Genomic DNA, 15,494 nt, shown 5'->3' on the forward strand with positions numbered 1-15,494 from the left:
ACGAAGCCCTAAACGCTTGCAACAAATAGGGCTTCTGGTCAAGCAATTCTAACTGTAACTGAATTTTAATTCTTAACCTAAAACAAATGTATAAAAATTATGCAGAAGTTTGTCGTGCCCTACACGGACAAGCGGAAATTATGAAAAACAGCGATCGGACAGACTTTTGGGGAAGGTCGCACTGGAGGGGAAACATTATGCGTATATCGCTTACTACCATTATGATGTCCTGTTGTTTGCTTCATGTAGGAGCTAAAACTTACGGACAAAGTGTATCTATTCATGAAAAATCTGTTTCGTTGAGAAAAGTCTTTTCGACAATCAATAAACAGACAGGCTACTCCTATGTATGGGCAGCAAAGACTATTGATCCAGATACGAAGGTCCAGCTCAATGTTGAAAAAGGAACATTGAATGGAACACTTGAGAAATTATTGAATGATCTGAATCTTAGTTTTGAAATTAAGGGAAAGATAATCGTTGTACGTGAAAAAGCCGAACAAGGGGGAATTGTTTCGAACTACAATAGTTTATCAGATCAAAAGATGCTGATCAAGGGCTTTGTTGTTGATGATAACGATCGTCCTTTACAAGGTGCGACCATTCGTGTCAAAGGTGTACCTCAAGGTACGACGACAGATCAAAATGGGTATTTTGAAATCAGTAGCGTCAGTACAAACAGTTTGTTGGAGATTACGATGGTCGGATTTTCGCCACTTTCACTACCTGTAAAATCTGATCTTGGAACAATTAGGCTGCATGCAATAGATGCACAATTGCAAGAGGTTAATGTAACCGTAAATACAGGGTATCAAAAGATCAGTAAAGAGCGCGCTGCTGGTTCCATCGCGCAAGTCACTGCGAAAGATATGGAGGGACGATTGCAACCAAACCTATTAGATCGAATTGATGGAATGCTTCCTGGCCTGAATTTGGTTCGTAACACCTCTAGTCCGCAAAATAACAAAAATAATTTAGGTATTGAGATACGTGGTCGTTCAACAATTAACGCGCAGGCCGCACCTTTAATTGTCGTTGACGGTATGCCTTATGAAGGCGATCTCACTGCTATTAATCCCAATGAAATCGCTTCGGTTACTGTTCTAAAAGATGCATCTGCGGCCTCAATCTATGGTGTACGATCATCCAATGGAGTTATCGTCATTACAACAAAGATTGGTACAGCAGGCAAAACCAAGGTCGATTATAGCAATACCTTGTCTTTTCGCGGGCTGCCGAGTCGCAATTATCTAAATAAGATGAGTAGTGCTGAATTGGTGAAATTTCAAAAAGAAATGTTTGATTATCGTTCTGGCGATTACGCTGCGATAGATCCTAGAAAGGCCATGAATGACGTTTACCGAATTCTCTATAACAAGAAAGGAGGTGTAATCTCCGGGGAGGAAATGGAGAAGCAGTTGGATGTTTATCGAAATAGGGATCGTTTTAGTCAGATGGATGAATTCTTAAATACAACTCGATTTGACCAGCAGCATAATTTAGCGGTTTCTGGAGGATCAGACCGATATACTTATCATTATTCGTTAAATTATAACCAGCCTGGAGATTATAACAAAGGAAAGCCTACCAATAAAGAACTGGGATTTAGCTTGAAAAATAACTTTAAGTTTACGGATTGGTTTAACTTAAGAGCGAATATTCTAGGGAAAAATCAAAATAGAGAGGGAGACATTGGTTTCAATTTTTACGACAATTATATTGGCGGAAAAGCTTCATATTATCTTCTCCGTAATGAGGATGGTTCCGCTTCCCAGTGGTTTAATTCGAAATCTCAATATGAGATAGATCGCTTAAATGGATTAGGCCTGGAGGATGAGACTTATATCCCTGTAAATCATATTTCTGCTGTACATGAAAAGTTTTATAATAAATATCTCAATTTAAATTTTGCAGCAAACTTTAAGATTACTAGAGGGTTGGATTTCGATTTATCCTATCAGAGTGAAAGAACCGAAGGTTATAATGGAACATTAAATAGAAAGACCTCACAGTTGGTCAGCGCTATGGTTAATGATGCTACACAGATCGGAAAAGATGGGTTAATAAAACGTAATATTCCTCAGGGAGGGCAATTTGCAGAACAACGTAATGATGTCAATAGTTATACCTTACGTGGTCAATTCAACTATCAGAACATCATCCAGGATAAACATGAAATCGTTGCCATAGCAGGCGCTGAACGTAGGCAAATTAATAATCGATATACCAACATCTATAAATATGGCTATGATGAAAGCAGTTTAGTTTATAAAGGAATTAACGAAGAGTTGTTCGGAATTCAAATTCAAAATACACAGGCACTGTTTAATAGTTATTCTATCTCAAAAAGAGAAGCCGGTTTTCAGGATTTAGTTGATAGATTTGTCTCTTTTTATGCGAACGGATCTTATACATACAACAAAAAGCTGACATTAAGTGGAAGTATACGGATAGATCAATCTAACCTATTCGGTACGGATATCAAAAATCAATATAAACCCTTATGGTCAATAGGAACGTTGTATCATTTGCCAAAAATAGATTGGTGGCCATTAGATCGTTGGTCTCTAAGAATGACCTATGGCGTGAATGGTAATGTACCGAAGGACAATGGGCCTTATTTGATTTCGCGGGTCAGTAATAGTTTAAACTATTTTAATGGTGAAATGCAGGCTTACATTGATTCGCCTCCTAACCCCCTGCTAAGGTGGGAGCGCACAAGTGTATTCAACTTTGGACTTGATCTTTCCCTATTCAATAATAGACTTTCCTCTTCTATAGATATTTATAACAAAAACACCACAGATCTTTTGGGAAATACGCCATTAGATCCAACATTGGGTTGGGATATGGTGTTGCTTAATTATGGTGATATGTGCAATAAGGGGATCGAATTGGGGCTTAATGGCAAAATTATCCAACACGAAAAGTTCAGCTGGAACAGTACCTTGAATTTTAGTTACAATAAAAATGAGATTACGAATCTGTTTGTACAGCAAAATACGCCATACTATTATTATTATGCTCCTCAAAACCGAGTCGGCATCCCAATGGGAAGTTTATATAGCATCGATTACGCAGGATTGAACGATAAAGGAAGGCCTTTGGCAAGAAAGGCGGACGGCAGCCTGGTCGAAAGTACACAGCAATTGACAGTCGACGATCTCATTTATGAAGGAACGACAATTCCACCGTATAATGTTTCTTTCAGAAATGGGTTTAGATATAAAGACTTTACCCTTTCCTTCATGTTTATTTTCAATGGTGGCCATGTAATGCGAGGTGTTCATCCCGAGTTTTTAAGTAAATATGCCGAATTGAACTATAACAGTAACTTCGATAAGCTTTGGTTGAATTATTGGAAAAAACCGGGGGATGAAAATAATCCCGATATTGCCCCAGCGTTCATTTCAGCAGCCTCCGGTAATATATCGGACATCTATAATGCTGCACATAAATTTGTACAAAAGGCAGATTACATTAAATTGAGAGATATTTCCCTGTCTTATAATTTTCCAAGCAAATGGATTGCACCGACCAAACTAAGTTATATCCGATTGACTGGGCAGATATTGAATGCGTGGCGTTGGGCTGCAAATAGGGAAAATCTTGATCCTGAAGTATGGACCGGTTATAGCTCAGTTACCAGCCCTGGTAGGGGAGTGTTAGCACCAGTGGTATATAATTTAGGCATGTCTGTCGGATTTTAAAAAAAGAGAAATAATGAGAAATATATATATAGGATTGCTATTTAGCTTAGCTATTTTGAGCAGCTGTAATAAATACTTAGATATAAAACCAAAGGGATTTACGATTCCGGAAGCGCTGAACGATTACAAATTATTATTAAACGATCAGTCGTTGGTACGTGCCTCACCCGTTTATCCAAATTATTTGGCCGATAATATACAATCGGGCGATCCACAGGACGTACAATCTGCAGCGAGCTTTGACTATTATGATTATGTGAAAAAACAGCTATATAGCTTTGCTCGGGGGGCAATATTCGAAAATGGTCAGTATGATCCGTATTGGGAAACAGCATATAGCCGCATCTTTACTTACAACGTAATTATAAATAATGTATTGACTTCATCCGATGGCTCGGAGGCTGAGAAAAAAAAGGTATGGGCCGAAGCAAAAATCGGTCGGGCATTTGAGTACCTGAGTCTGGTCAATATCTATGCTGCCCATTACAACCCAGCTAGTGCGGGCAAGGACTTAGGCGTACCTTTGGTGTTACAAGAAGATATAAATCAAAAATATGAGCGTGTGTCAGTACAGGCTATCTATGACCAAGTATTAAAAGATCTTAATGATGCACTTCCTAATCTAAGCACAACACAATCAAATAAATTTCAGGCGGTACGCTCTGTGGGACATTCTTTTTTGAGTCGGGTATACCTGTATCAAGGAAAATTCAAAGAGGCTTTAGATAATGCTAAGCAGGCACTAGCCTCCAATAGCAATCTGATCGACTATAGCTTATATACAAATAAGGACAAAACAACATGGGGAAGGGTCTGCTTAAAGACTGACAATTCGATACAATTTCCGGATTCAAGAACCAATATTGAAGCAGTATGGTCGAGATTAGGTACAAGTTCATTGGGAACACAAAATGCTGAATTTTATGCGTCCAAGGAATTAATTGATACTTACGCCAAAGATCTTCCTGCTGAAGCAAAAGACAAGCGTTATGAATTATTTTTCTGCCGTGATCAAGCTTCCTTTGGTCCTAATTTAATTAAATTTCCCGGACGTGTACTTTATGCGCCTTATGTTGAATTCAGTACAGGATTTAATACCCCAGAATTATTTCTGATCGCTGCGGAAGCAGCCGCGCGCGGTGGAAACATTGTAGAGGCTTTGGGTTTCTTGAATACACTAAGAAATAGCCGTATTGAAAATAATAAAGCATTGATAGCTAATGATCCGAAGGTAGTGCTACAGCTGGTTCTTGAAGAGAGACGACGTGAGATGCCTTTTACGGCTTCTGATAGATTGATCGACCTGAAGCGTTTGGTTATTGCGGATAATTATAAGAAATCAATTAAGCATCCGTTGGCCAGTAAAGTATTTGAGATGGAGTCAACAGACCCTAGAATGATACTTCCTGTCCCGCCCAAAGTACTTTCCCTAAATCCGGGAATTCCACAGTATGAACGATAAAAAATATAAATGCTTTTACCCAACCAATCTTTGCCCATTATAAGCAAAGATTGGTTCCAAGTTTTAAAAAATACTTTCATGAAGAAACTACTATTGACATCGCTGGCCTTCATACAGTCTGTAATATTGCTGGCGCAAGAACATATACAATTCCAAAAGCTAACTTTTAGCGAAGCTAAGGAATTGGCAAAAAAAGAAAATAAACTGATCTTTTTAGATGGTTTTACCTCCTGGTGTGCCCCTTGTAAATGGATGGAAGGCAATGTGTTTTCACAGCCTGAAGTTGCCGATTACTTTAATTCGAAATTTATTAATACCAAGTTTGATTGTGAGGTAGGTGAGGGAGTGGACATTGCAAAAAAATATCAGATAAAAAGTTTTCCTACCTATTTGTTTCTGGATGGGCAGGGGACATTGATCTATAGAACGCAGTCCCGTATGGAGGCCGATCTTTTCCTGAAGCAGGCACAACAGGCAAATGATTCCGACTACCAAATTCCCAATCTGCGCAAGCAGTATGAGCGGGGAGTTCGTGAATCTAACTTTCTGTTGCGCTACATAAAAGTAATGGAACAAACGGACAATAAGGCTACAAATAATGCTAAAAAAGCTTTGGACAGTGTTGCCACTGATGAATTTTTAAGAAGTCCAAATGGTTGGGAAACGATAAAAATGATGGCACAGAGTAGGGAGGATCGCTACGGTAAATTTTTCGAATCAAATAAGGCGTATTTTAAAAAAATAGCCTTGGCAACTGAATTTGAAAATAAGGAAATACAACTCTTGCGATATGCGATGTATAGTTACATCCGTGATAACAAAGCTGACGAATTTAGAAAGGGACTGGTCTATTTTGAGCAGTCAAATAAACCGGAACACAAGACTGATGCTGCAATGTATCAGGTTGAATGGATCGCAGCTCATGGTACAGAAAAAGAGTTTGTTTCGTTGACTGACAAATTGCGGAAGGGACTTCTAAAAGACGATGATGAGAAGCTTAGTTTTATTGCTCGACGTAATGCCAATGCAAAAGGAGATGTCGCTGGACCTGTTATCCTTAAACAATGTTACTTCCTGGCAAAACAGGCGGCAGAGATGAATCCATCGAGCTATTCCAATCAGGGGACCCTGGCAGATATCTGCATTGCATTGAAGAAAAAGAAGGAAGCGATCAAAGCAGCAGAAGCTGCGAGAGGCTTGGCAGAACTGGAAACTTCAAAAATCATTAAACTGGCAGATGCGCTATTGGAGCGTGCCAAAGCACTTTAACAATCAACATGAAAAAAATATTTACATCAGCTCTTTTGAGCTTATCTATGATTGGAATTGTCATGGGACAAAAACAAGATTTTCAGCTGACTCTCAACGGACAGCCTCCTTCTTCAGAGGCCAAGGTATTTGTCCGCTATTTTGTTGGTCAAAAACTGAAAATAGATTCTGTAAGTTTAAATTCTTCAAATGTAGCTTATAAAGGACAAATTGATGAACCTACACAGGTCATATTGTTTTATTCTAAAGATGGTACTTCATTTTTCCATAGAAAGGGGGGACCCACGCAGCGCCTTACATTTTATGTAGACCCTCTTGAGGCTAATACAGAAATTGTTATTAAAGATCCTTTTGAGTCATCTATTGTAAAAGGAGGACAATTGCAGGCTGCTTATCAGAAATATCAAGATTATTTACATTCCTATGAGCAGCAGCTGATCGCTCAGCAATCCAAACGTGCTGACTTATATCAGGATAAAAATAGAAACGAAGAAGCACTGAAGCAGGTCTCGACAGAGATCGAGAAAATCGAAGAGCTTCGTGTACACGCACAGCGTAAATTTATTGTCGAAAATCCGGATAATTATTTTAGCTTATTGGCACTTCAGGAAGTAGCACGGTATGGAAGTGATGTCAGCCAGATTGAACCTCTGTTTCTCAAATTATCTGTTAACTTACGAAAAACAACAACAGGAGAGAAGCTTGAGGGAGAAATACTACTTGCCAAGAAATTGGGAATTGGACAACCAGCGCCGGATTTCGGACAATTGACACCAGATGGTCGGCTGCTGAAATTATCGGATTTCAAGGGTAAATATGTATTGTTGGATTTTTGGGCTTCTTGGTGCGGTCCTTGTCGTGCTGAAAACCCACATTTAGTTGAAATCTATAAGCAATTTAAAGGACCCGATTTTGAGATCTTGGGGATCTCACTTGATAAACCAGGAAAGAAAGATAATTGGACAAAAGCCATCGAACAAGATGGTTTGAAATGGCCACAGGTATCCGATCTAAATGGTTGGCAAAATAACGCTGCCCAGTTATATGGTATTCAGGCTATTCCGCAAAATTATCTAATATCGCCTGGAGGTAAGATTGTCGGCATTAATTTAAAAGGTGAGCAACTAGCTGATAAACTTAGAGAATTAACTAGGTAACGTTAAAAAGGGGGATTGCAATTTGCAGTGCCCCTTTTTAACTCAAAAAAGTGGATTCTCTGTGTCGACATCCTCGAAATCGAAAAATGATTAGAATAGTTGTTTCTTAAAGTTGTCTATTCTTTCGTTGAGTGTGCTGAGATGCTCGGGGTTAATGACGCCATTGTTCAGGTCAAAATTTTCATAGAATTTTGGCAGTGAAAAGCTTTCTTTGATGATAGCGCCAAATTGCGGGAAGAATTTTTGAGCCTCGGCCATTACATTCCCACCACCATAGCCACCAGGAGAGGTAGTCATTAATAACATTGGTTTGTCTTGAAATACCTTTACGTTTATACGGGAAGCCCAATCGAAAACGTTTTTAAAGGCAACACTATACGAACGATTATTCTCCGCTAATGAACAGATAATAATATCGCTTTCGGTAATATTATCCAGAAAACGATGAGCTTCCTCTGGAAAACCATTTTTTTCCAGATCGACAGAAAAAACAGGCATATTATAATCGTTGAGATCAATCAAGTTTATTTCATGGTCACTAAAACTTTTCAGAACAAACTTGACTAATTGTTTATTGATTGATGTGGAAGAATTGCTTCCAGCAAATGCAAATACTTTCATGTTGTGCTTTGTGTGTTTGTCTATACTGTGAATTTACCGAATTTTTCGATAAAAATGGTCCCTCCATTTCATTATTGGATTATAGTAGGGTCGTATTATTTTATATGGTGAAAGGTAGATATCTGCTTGAAAAGATGGGTCTAGTATCATTACCAATATTTTGTCCGCTAGAATAGGCTTTTATCTGATGAAAGTAAAAACAAAACTAATTCTACTGAGATCGAACAAAAACTGGACTGTTGTTTTCTTGAGCGCGTAAAATACTACCTCCAATTTTCTTTAAAAATAGAATACATTGGGATATCATAATATTTCCCATTTTTCTTCAGATGTTGTTTCAGTAGGGCCTCTTTTTTCATACCTATTTTATCCATGACTTTTCCTGAAGCTGGATTGTGAGGAAAATAAGTGGCATAGATCTTATTGAAATTCAATTCTCTGAACCCATAATCGATAATAGCTTTTGCCGCTTCAGTGACATAGCCATTATTCCAGTTTGGAATGCCTATCCAATAGCCTAACTCCGCTTTATCCGAACCTTCATCGTGAAGACCTATGGCCCCAAGGAATTTCCCTGTTTTATCCCGAATTGCAAATGTAAAACCCTTTCGATTTTTAAAGGCCTCGGCCGATAGTTTAAGCCAAAACTCAGCATCTTCCTTCCGATAGGGGTATGGGATATTTGACGTATAATCAGAAAAGATCTTCTCCTGAAGATATATTACTATCTGCGGAATATCTTCCACAGTTATTTTGTCGAGAATAAGTCTATCTGTTTCTAATCTAGGAAAGTCATTCATCTAATCGGTGTTATAAAATGGTTGTAAACAATTGAATTAATGTTACCGTGTATTTAAGACAAATTTACATATCATTTTTAAAATGATATCCGCTTTTACAATTATCTTTATTCTTACACTTTTTTGAATAAGTTCGAATTTCATAAATATCAGTTTTATTCATTTGTATACTGATACTTCGGGATAATCACTACAATTAAATATGTATACCACTACAACATAGGGCTGAGCATTAATTGCGTAGGTTAGCTAAAAACTGACAGTCTAAAATAATAATGGCTAACAATAATTAAGATAGAGATTCACTTTTCCCATGCTGATTGTTCTCTATTAATTCAATATGTCCTTCAATAATCAATAAATAGAAGTTCTCGAAACAATCCTGATATATTTTGTGCTCAAGAAGTTTTATCTCTTCGGTAATTCGTTCTTTGGGTATGCCGGTATAACATAATTCCGGATTAGCTTCTGTGATTTCCTCCCGGCAGGAAAAATTGTGAAGTTGTTTATACAACTCGTTCAGATCGGCAATATCTTCACTGCGATGGTACGAGGGATGAAACCATACCCAAAACTCTGACTGATTTTTATAGGGGTGTGGTAGTAATTGAACAGAAGTGTCCCTAAATAAATCTCCAGGATGCTTTTTATAGCGAAAATGGGTTGCAGTGGCCTTAATACTATTCATACGGTTAATTTGAGTAAAGATCTACAAAATATATTCGAGAATAAAGCGTATCAAATTAAATATCGTTAAATTTATTTAATAATAAAAGTTTATAATTATTTGTGTGCGTTCTGTTCTATTTTCTAGATTCTTACATTATTTTACTTTATTATAGATGTTATTGATTTTTTGCTAGCTGCTCATCAATCCATTGCCCGAGAGCAACTCGTTTACTATATTGCGTATAAAAGTATTGTCCATTTGTTGTAGCTTCTATTATCCAATTGTCGTCTGCATGCTGCTCTTTATAGCCCTGTACGGTGTAGTAAGGAGTGAATTTTGAAGGCCTTCCAACGATTTCAAATTGAATAGTATCTGATTTGGCCTGACCGTTCGAAAATAACAGTTTATCAACTTTCTGAATCGCTGTAAATTGATTTAAACCGTTCAGGATAAGCTGTTCGGCAGCAGTGTAGCGAAAAGGATATGGATAGTACAGCCCGCCATAGTAATAGTCTTTAGTCGAAGCTGGGCTTTTACTTCCAAGCACTTTTTGCCCTTCTCGGTTGACCAGATATTTTTCGCCCTTGTCATCGGTGGGAGATACTGTCCAGTGTTCACCTCCAGGTTCATAGACTTTTGATACAGCCCCTTCATAGAATGAGGCATAACCATAGTTAAACATGTCTGCAAAGCCAGTTTTAGCTGGGGTCAAGATTATATTGTTTATATCAACATAGCCCACCTTACCATTAGAGACATAACGACGGATGCCTTCTTGCCAATAATCGGGACCATTATCATAAAGGAATGGGGTATATACGAAATGACCCTCTCTATCATATACGCAGCCTACTGATTGATTGGGGTTCATCCGGTTGGTCGTTGTATCAGGTAGTGTATAGGAAAATTCAATAAAAGCTGTAGTTATGGGTTCTTCAAAATCATAGTATCCGATCATTGGAAATTGCAATGGGATAATTGTCTTGCCAGATAGTGCGCGCACTCCGACTAGATTGCTATCTGCATTGGTAAAGTAATAGAGTTGTTCCTGTGAAAATGACTTGAGGGACAATACTAAAGCTATAAATATCAATAAAGGTTTGATTCTATCCATTATAAACGCGAACTAAAATTAACTCTCCTAAATCATACTTCTATTCTCTGTTAATCAATAAGCTTTAGATCATATAGCTTTTGTAGTATTAAATGGTCTACGGCTGAAGTTCTGTCTTTATCAGCAAAACTTATCCATTCAAAGCGCTCTATTTCGTTACAAGCTGTTAATGTGCCAGTAAATTCAGCAAAATAACAGGACATTTGTACTACAATATCCTTTTCATGTCCATCAGCCACTGCTTCAAAAATACCAAAAAACCTGACGGAGTTTTCGACAATATTGACATTTAACTCCTCATGTATTTCTCGCGTTAAACATGCTAAATCAGTTTCACCATGTTCTCTTTTTCCACCGGGAAAGTACAGTTTGTCTTTAGATTTGGAGCGAGTACTTAAAATTTTTTTATTGGAAATATGAATTAATGCGACCTTATCAATGATGTTATTGTCCATGTGTACTATTTAGTTATCGAATATAACAAAAATGTAGCTAACAAATTTTCTCATATTTGCCCACTCCAAGATTTTCGAGAGCAAATTTTCATATGATCATCGTCCTCGTTAACCAAGTAAATAACGAGGATATCCCCAATAAATTCGATTGGAAAATAAACTAGATACAAATTTTATGCGTTATAATGGGCTGGATTTATTAAACCGGAACTCTAAATAAAAGCTCATAGGTAATAGTGTGATTTAAATTAACTAACTTAGCTATTATCCTTGGTTGCAAGGTTCGGAACATTCCCTAGTGAACTAGAAAAATGAACCGGCTTTGGGCCACTTGCCCCCGAATTTTCGGGGGCTTGTTTTTTATCTTTTAAAGTGTTGAAATCCGTAGTTTTGAACAATTCTAACAGCAGCAAATCAACATTACTTCAAGTAGAATTGGAATAGAAAACTAATGATGATAAAATTCCTAAAAGCAAAAGGTACACTCTTTTTTATCCTTGGGATATTAGGGTTTGTTGGTGTCGCAGCAACCGTTACGATATTGGGTACGGGGCATTCTGCTCCAGATAAATTGATGGCTATATACATCGGAATATTTGGTCTGATTCCAATGCTGCTGTTACTCATTGTTGATCGGATCTGTGTATGGAAATTTGGAGCAACCAAAGTCAATAAAGTAGAAATGTATATCCTCGGTATCTTTATTTTACTTTTCGTCTTGAATTGGATCCGTCTACAATCGCAGCTTTAACAGGAATAGAGTATACTAAAAACTATGATACCTATTCATAACAAAGAATTGTCCACACAAGGAATAGAGATGCTTCCTTTTAAGGATCTATCTCAAGGACCCACCGTACCCCATCGGGATGACCATTATATGTTTATCCTACAGCAAAAAGGGCGGTCATGCTGGACCATCGATTTTAAACAATGGACACTCGAAGAGGTGTCAGTTTGTTTCGTAGCACCAGGTCAAGTTCACCAATGTGTATTGAATGAGGGTGCCAAATGCTGGATGCTTTTTGTAGAACCTAAACTGATTCCTACGGAATATAGAACTATGATCGATTCTTTTATGTATAATCGACAGGTTATCAGCTTGAAACCAGATCATCCTGTATTTACACTGGCTGCGATCTTATACGATTTTATCGAACAAGGAGAGAAAATCTTCTATCAATCTATTCTCCAAGCACATGTCAATGCCTTGATAGGATATTTAACAGCAGCTTTTGTACCCCAAAGTCAAATACATAAGAAAACAGGTAGCCACAAGTACCAGCTTGTGACGATATTTAAAAACTTGATAAGCCAGCAGTTTAAGGAAGTTAAACAGGTAAAAGACTACGCTGAGCAACTCCATATAACACCGTTGTATCTCAACGAAGTAAGTAAGGAAATAACAGGGTTTATTGCGAGCTATTGGATACAGAACGAAGTATTATTGGAAGCACAACGACTACTATTTTATACAAATATGGATGTCAAAGAAATCGCTTTTAGTCTCGGCTACGAAGACCATACCTACTTTTCGAGGTTTTTCAAGAAAAACTTGGGATGCACTGCAGGACAGTTTCGGCAAAATAACCATTATTTGTCCAATCATATGCATGAATAAGGACCTATAATATACTAAACGGCTATCTAATTTTGCATCTGTAAAATTTAAATAATATATACAGATATGAAAGAAGAAAACCAATCGATGTGGACAATCAGTCCGATTATGATTTCGGTATTTGCGATATACCTCTGCATCGGTATCACCTTGGGAACAGTTCCTGCGTTGATAAAAAATGAACTTCATTTTAGCCCTTTAATTGTGGGAGCGGTAGTGGGAATTCAATTTATTGCCACCTTGTTAACCAGAGCTTTTGCTGGAAAAATAGCCGATACCAAAGGCGCTAAGACTGCTAAGCAGTATGGTGTCATTATGACAATGCTAACAAGCCTGATCTATATGACAGCGTATCATCTTCGGGATTTTCACTTATTGGCTTTATTGATGCTTTTTGTTGCAAGAATAGTACATGGTATAGCTGAAAGTTTGGCTATTACTGGCGCATTAACTTGGGGTATTGGACTAGTGGGGCATCAAAAATCGGGGAAAGTTATGACCTGGAATGGTATTGCCATGTATGCTGGTATTGCCTTGGGAGCACCCTTAGCTATTTATCTATCTGCATCTTGGGGTACGAGCTATGTTTTTGGGTTAATGATTATGTTGTCTGCCATAAGTTGGATCTGCACGATCAAGCTACCCAATCTACCAGTGGATCCCTCGCATCAACGGACGCCTTTCTATAAGGTGATCGGGATGATTTCTGAACAGGGGCTTGCGTTAGCATTTTCTTCAATAGGATTTGCCTGTATCTCATCTTTTATCACGCTGCTGTTTACGGAAAAAAGCTGGATAAATCCGTCTTTAGCATTTTTAACTTTCGGTGGTTTCTATGTTTTGACAAGAGTATTTTGTGCTTCTTTTCCGGATAGATTTGGTGGCTATAAGGTGGCTATGGTCTCCTTAGCGATAGAAATGATGGGGCAGATGCTGATCGGTTTCGCGAGTTCGGAAGCCATGGCGATTATAGGTTGTAGTCTCACTGGAATTGGATTCTCACTGATCTTTCCAGCACTTGGTGTGCTCGCTATACAAAAGGTAAGTCCACAGATGCGTGGAACGGCATTGGGCGCCTATGCTGCATTTTTTGATATTTCGCTAGGAATAGCCGGACCAGTTGCGGGTATTATCGCAGGATGGCATGGGTATCAATCCATCTATTTCTTCGGTGGAGTGGCAGCAGCAGTATCCATGTGGATTTTGATCGTTCAGAAAAATAAATAATTAAACTTTAACGATGTCTAGGACTACAAGCTTTAGCTTGCTGTTAATCCTGTTGGGTAGCCTTAGCTAGAATATTGGCAATGAACTGGTCAAACTCAGCTTGTGAATCGACGAGGTATGCATTTTGATAATGGTCGATGCGGTGCTTGATATTTGTACGTATTTCTTGTTCACTGTAGGTGGAGATAATAATAACGTATTTATCACTGAGGTCGATTTGCTCTAAAATGTCATTGACCGAAAAGTTACCACCACTACTAAAGAAAAGTATGTCGGCTTGAGCTGCAGCTGTATAGAGGTTGGCGCCATTGAGTAGACTGAGCTGATCATTGCCTTGGATCAAGGCCGAATAAGTGTCAGTTAACCAAAAATAAGGCTGCCAAAGGCAAACAGTGTAGCATGTTTTGAAGGGAAGCGGAATCCGTTCATTTGAATAGTCACATTGTTTGCTGTGAGCCGCGGGTGAAAGGAATTTATCTACTGTAATTGGTCTGCTCGATAGTCGCGTAAGGCTTCTGGCTATATTAGCTCGATGTATGTTGTATTGCGTAGCCGTATCAAAACCTTGGTCAATGATACTGTAGGTATATAATTTCTGTGGCCAGATAAATAGCATATTAAATCGTGATCTGATTTTGTTATACAATATCTTCATTTCATTACAAATAGCGTCAAGAAAATCCTTGGTATTAATATCCGATTTCTTTTCAATCCTCGGGATAGATAAGAAACCGGATATTAGTGTTAAAGGTGCTTATTGGGTTAGTCCAGTTTTGGACTAGATAATCGTTCCATAAATTACATACTCACTTTATAGCGAATATTGATTGCCAGCTGTCCTACGAAATCGGCTTTTCTGAGACCTTGGCTGTTTAACTCAGCCATTGTTTCGGCACCGTTGATCACGATATCCTTCAAATCAGGTTGATCATCCTTAGAAGCGGTTTCTTTGAAAAACTGAACGGCCTGCCCAAGTTCGTAGCTATTAGCGATAGCTTGGCTCAAAGTTTCCTGTAAATCATCAGGCATAGTCATCAATTGAAATTTTTGACTAGTGGTCAATGCGAAGTTTGCGGCCATCCAGGATAGAAAGTTTTGACGAATAGCATTTACCTCGACTTCGAGTAAACTTTCTGGCAAAGCCAAGATTCTAAATTGTACCTTGGCTACACCATGGTTGTTGAATTGCTGTTTCATTATTTAAATTTATTATATTACAATATCTCAATCTTTGATCATAAATTGTGTGGTTTTTGCTTAAAAATATAATAACACGACAGTGAAATGTAGGTTATTGGTCGGTTATACCTTTCTAATACATCAATAGGCTTTCTAAAATAGTAATTATCGTTCATTTATCATCGTATTTGAGCTTTTAATAGTGTTAT

The 15,494-nt window shown here is 38.0% G+C and carries 14 protein-coding genes; 7 read left to right on the forward strand and 7 right to left on the reverse strand.

Annotation, left to right across the window (positions count from 1 at the left end):
- Positions 1–86: 86 nt before the first annotated feature.
- The 4 genes from LC454_RS11350 (at position 87) to LC454_RS11365 (ending at position 7,598) form a co-directional block, all read left to right on the forward strand.
- A complete protein-coding gene (locus tag LC454_RS11350) occupies positions 87–3,710 on the forward strand; it encodes a SusC/RagA family TonB-linked outer membrane protein (RefSeq protein WP_223582417.1) in 3,624 nt (1,207 codons plus the stop codon).
- Positions 3,711–3,723: 13 nt separating this feature from the next.
- Positions 3,724–5,172, forward strand: a complete 1,449-nt coding sequence (locus LC454_RS11355) for a RagB/SusD family nutrient uptake outer membrane protein (protein ID WP_223582419.1) — start codon at positions 3,724–3,726, stop codon at positions 5,170–5,172.
- A 78-nt stretch (positions 5,173–5,250) separates the two neighbouring features.
- Entirely contained in the window at positions 5,251–6,441 is a 1,191-nt protein-coding gene (locus LC454_RS11360; protein ID WP_223582421.1) for a thioredoxin family protein, read from the forward strand.
- 8 nt (positions 6,442–6,449) lie between these two features.
- The gene (locus LC454_RS11365) at positions 6,450–7,598 is read left to right on the forward strand and encodes a TlpA disulfide reductase family protein (protein ID WP_223582423.1); all 1,149 of its coding nucleotides are present in this window, start codon (positions 6,450–6,452) and stop codon (positions 7,596–7,598) included.
- A 90-nt stretch (positions 7,599–7,688) separates the two neighbouring features.
- Here LC454_RS11365 and LC454_RS11370 read toward each other — a convergent pair whose 3' ends face one another.
- From LC454_RS11370 to LC454_RS11390, 5 genes are all read right to left on the reverse strand, one after another.
- Positions 7,689–8,219, reverse strand: a complete 531-nt coding sequence (locus LC454_RS11370; protein ID WP_120260739.1) for an NADPH-dependent FMN reductase — start codon at positions 8,217–8,219, stop codon at positions 7,689–7,691.
- A 263-nt stretch (positions 8,220–8,482) separates the two neighbouring features.
- The gene (locus LC454_RS11375; protein ID WP_223582425.1) at positions 8,483–9,019 is read right to left on the reverse strand and encodes a GNAT family N-acetyltransferase; all 537 of its coding nucleotides are present in this window, start codon (positions 9,017–9,019) and stop codon (positions 8,483–8,485) included.
- Between the two features lie 289 nt (positions 9,020–9,308).
- Positions 9,309–9,707: a hypothetical protein gene (locus LC454_RS11380; RefSeq protein WP_223582427.1), complete on the reverse strand. Its 399-nt coding sequence runs from the start codon at positions 9,705–9,707 to the stop codon at positions 9,309–9,311.
- A gap of 157 nt (positions 9,708–9,864) precedes the next feature.
- Entirely contained in the window at positions 9,865–10,803 is a 939-nt protein-coding gene (locus LC454_RS11385) for a hypothetical protein (RefSeq protein WP_223582429.1), read from the reverse strand.
- 50 nt (positions 10,804–10,853) lie between these two features.
- Positions 10,854–11,258, reverse strand: coding sequence for an NUDIX hydrolase (locus LC454_RS11390; protein WP_223582431.1), 405 nt, complete (start codon positions 11,256–11,258; stop codon positions 10,854–10,856).
- Between the two features lie 451 nt (positions 11,259–11,709).
- On the opposite strand from LC454_RS11390, the gene LC454_RS11395 reads away from it, so the two are divergent.
- The 3 genes from LC454_RS11395 to LC454_RS11405 all read left to right on the forward strand — a co-directional run bounded on the left by LC454_RS11395 (position 11,710) and on the right by LC454_RS11405 (position 14,106).
- Positions 11,710–12,009, forward strand: a complete 300-nt coding sequence (locus LC454_RS11395; protein WP_223582432.1) for a hypothetical protein — start codon at positions 11,710–11,712, stop codon at positions 12,007–12,009.
- A gap of 24 nt (positions 12,010–12,033) precedes the next feature.
- Entirely contained in the window at positions 12,034–12,879 is an 846-nt protein-coding gene (locus tag LC454_RS11400; protein WP_223582434.1) for a helix-turn-helix domain-containing protein, read from the forward strand.
- A 66-nt stretch (positions 12,880–12,945) separates the two neighbouring features.
- Entirely contained in the window at positions 12,946–14,106 is a 1,161-nt protein-coding gene (locus LC454_RS11405; protein WP_223582436.1) for an MFS transporter, read from the forward strand.
- Positions 14,107–14,149: 43 nt separating this feature from the next.
- Here the strand turns inward: LC454_RS11405 and LC454_RS11410 are convergent, their stop codons facing one another.
- Together LC454_RS11410 and LC454_RS11415 are read right to left on the reverse strand one after the other, a co-directional pair.
- Positions 14,150–14,722: a hypothetical protein gene (locus LC454_RS11410; RefSeq protein ID WP_223582438.1), complete on the reverse strand. Its 573-nt coding sequence runs from the start codon at positions 14,720–14,722 to the stop codon at positions 14,150–14,152.
- A gap of 182 nt (positions 14,723–14,904) precedes the next feature.
- Positions 14,905–15,303 (reverse strand): hypothetical protein, encoded by a 399-nt coding sequence (locus tag LC454_RS11415; protein ID WP_223582440.1) that lies wholly within the window; start codon positions 15,301–15,303, stop codon positions 14,905–14,907.
- Positions 15,304–15,494 lie beyond the last annotated feature (191 nt).

This window comes from Sphingobacterium sp. GVS05A (genome assembly GCF_019969845.1).
In the GTDB taxonomy this organism is placed as follows: domain Bacteria; phylum Bacteroidota; class Bacteroidia; order Sphingobacteriales; family Sphingobacteriaceae; genus Sphingobacterium.